This window comes from Rhizobacter sp. P3_C12 (genome assembly GCF_056402735.1).
Genome location: NZ_JBFUGW010000464.1, coordinates 1 through 3,030 on the forward strand (window position 1 = coordinate 1; position 3,030 = coordinate 3,030).

At 67.2% G+C, this 3,030-nt stretch carries 2 protein-coding genes; both read right to left on the reverse strand.

The window, feature by feature from the left end:
* A partial coding sequence (locus AC1DXV_RS33220; RefSeq protein WP_477937793.1) for a hypothetical protein occupies positions 1-390 on the reverse strand: 390 nt, incomplete at its 3' end.
* 161 nt (positions 391-551) lie between these two features.
* Positions 552-2,978 carry a protein kinase domain-containing protein gene (locus AC1DXV_RS33225; protein ID WP_477937795.1) on the reverse strand — a complete coding sequence of 809 codons (2,427 nt, stop codon included), beginning with the start codon at positions 2,976-2,978 and terminating at the stop codon, positions 552-554.
* Between the last annotated feature and the right edge of the window lie 52 nt (positions 2,979-3,030).

The window sequence follows — 3,030 nt, forward strand, 5'->3', positions numbered from 1 at the left end:
AGTTTCGGTCGGCGATCTCCACAGGAACCCGCTGTTCTCCATCTTCAACGCCCCGTCAATGCATTGCGAGAGGATTTTCATGGGATCCTTTCGCCTAACATTTTCGACTCTTGTCTTTGGTTCGACATAGAGATCCAAAGTGCTCAGGAATTTTTGGGCTTCGAGACTCACTCCGCCCTTGCCAAACAGAACAGATCGTCGTGAAATCTTGTATCCAGTTTTTGTCCGAACAAGATCAATCTGCTCGTTGTCGCGGATGTCGCCCTTCAGCTTTTGCAGAGCCTTCTCTCGCGCAAGCCCAAAATCTTGCACATTGCCTTTTTTAAAGTGAACACCAAACATTACTGCACCTCGAAGAGAATGAACCGCCGTCGATACGCTGTGTGACATCAGCCTCCACTCAGTTCCATTCGAGGTCATTTGTCCTCAGCTCTTCAATACCTCAACGCCATTGCGAATACTTGTTGCAGGCGTACGGTGAGCACCGCCGCCACGGCGGCGTTGACCTGCTCCGCCATCAGGTGCCCGATGCCAGCGCGGCACCAGTCGGCTCAGCGCGACTGCTTGAACGCCATCACCGCCTGATTCCGCAGCGTGCGCAGCAGCGAGAGCTCCCGCTCCCCCAGGTCGATGCCACCAGGCTGTGCCTTGTCGGCATAGATCAGCGCGAACGGCGCCCCCTTCATCAGCAGCGGCAGCAGCAGGAAGGCCGGCGCATTCACCTGCTGCCGGTACCACGCCGGCAGCCTTGCAGCGATGTTCGGCACCGTCGCATCCGAGATCAGCGTGTCGGCGCCCTTCAGGCACACCGCGCTGAACAGGTCGGGCGCGGTGCCGGGCGCCGGCTTCAGCGCCACCTTGAACTGCTTGCACGCGCCGTCCACGTCCTCGCCCATGCCGAAGCGGCCGGTCAGCATCTCGGTCTTCGGGTCGCGCAGGCAGAACACGATGCGCCGGAACCCCAGCGCACGCAGCATCGTCTCCAAAATCATCCGCAGCACGTCGTTGAGCTTGAAATCCTCGACCATCGTGTTCGTGATGTCCTGGATCCCCGCGCCCAGCATCGCCGCCGCCGCGTCCTGGTCGAACGGCTTCTGCTCCGGCACCGTCACGTCGATCGCGATCGTCGCCTGCAGCTCGTGCCCCGCCAGGCTGTCGGCGTCGCTGACGATGGTCTTCGCGGTGCCGTTGCCGCCCGGCTGCTCCAGCAGGCGCCGCACCGGCGAGCCCGGCTGCACGCTCAGGCCCATCGCCTGCGCGAGGCCGGCCACCCGCTGCTGCGCCAGCAGCGCCGCGGCCTGCATGTCGCGCGGGCTGATCTCGAGCACGCGCGCATAGCGCTGCGCCACCGCCGCGATCGCGCTGCTCGCGCGGCCCGGCTCGGCCTGCATCATCGCGTCGGTCACCTCGTTGGCTGCCATCGCGATCCAGCGCAGGCGGTCAACCTTCTCGCACGGCCGCGTCGGGAAATCGCCCACCGGCCGGCKCATGCAGCGCTGCAGGCTCTCGGGGAAGCCCCAGGCCTTCGCGATGCCCAGCCCCAGCTCCTCGAAGCTCAGCCCCAGCACGCTGATCGACGCCGCATGCTCGCCCATCGTCGAGCCGCCCACGCCCTTGCTGCCGGTCAGCTTGCGCACCTGGCGCGCCTCGTCCGGGAAATAGAACTCCGTCAGCAGCCGGCCCAGGTTCTGGAACATCGCGCCGATGAAGGCCTCCTCGCCCTCCTTCGACCCCGGCAGCAGCTCGTTGGCCAGCGAGCCGGCCATCAGCGAGCGCAGGAACTCCTCCTTCAGCTGGTTCGCATGCCCCTTGTCGTGCATGTGCTCCAGCAGCACCAGGCTGAGCGCGATGTTGCGGATGCCGGCAAAGCCGATCAGCGCCACCGCACGCGACACCGTGCTGATGCTGCCGCCGCCCGACTGCGCGTAGTGCGCGGTGTTCACCAGCCGCAGCAGCTTGTTGGTCAGCGCGACATCCTTCAGGATCTCGCTCGACAGGCTGGACAGGCTCTCGGTCTCCGAGTTCGCGACGCGCTGGATGCGCACCACCGAATCCGACATCGCCGGGAAATCGCTCTTGTGCCGCATGCGCCGCAGCAGGAAGTCCAGCGTGCCGCTGCCGCCCTGGGCCGCCTGCGCCGCCGGTGCATCGCTGCCGGCCGGCACCAGCCAGTCCTGCAAGGCCTTGCGGAAGGTGGGCACGTCGGCATGCCGCTGCCCCGGATCGCGCGCGAGGCTGCGCATCACGATCGCGCGCAGCGCATCGTCGGCATCGCCGGCGGCATCCTTCGGCCACACCATGTCCTCGTGCGCCACGCGGTACATCGCGCGGAACGGGTCTTTCTCGATCAGCAGCTGCCGCCCGCACAGCATCTCGGCCAGCACCAGCGCCGCCGAGAACAGGTCCATCGCCGGCGCCGGCTTCAGCCCGTGCGTGGCCTCGGGCGACATGTAGCCGGGCGTGCCGACCACCTGCTGCACATGCTGTGCATTCACGCTCGCGGCGATGCCGAAATCCATCACGCGCGCCCGGCCCTCGCCGTCGACCAGGATGTTCGACGGCTTCAGGTCGCGGTGGATCACGCCCGCGGCATGCGCGGCGGTCAGCGCGTCCAGCACGCCGAGCATCATCTCCACCGCCTCGCGCGCCGGCATCGCGCCCTTCGCGCGCAGTTGCTCGGCCAGCGTCGGGCCGGCCACGTATTCGAAGACGAGGTACGGCTGCTGCTCGTGCACGTCGGCCTCGAACACCGGCACGATGTGCGGATGGGTCAGCCGGCTGACGCTGCGCGCCTCCTGCAGCCAGTGGCCCACCGCTTCGGTGTCGGCACCGGGGCGCATCAGCTTGACGGCGACCTCGCGCTCCAGGCGCGGGTCGTGGGCCAGCCACACCGTCGCCTGCGCGCCCTTGCCGAGCAGGCGCCGCAGTTCGAAGCGGCCCAGGGTGGTCGGGCGCGTGGCCATGGCGACAGCGGGCATCGAGGGAATGGCGGGCTACTGGGGGCGCGAGCGCGACGCGGCCAGGCCGCGC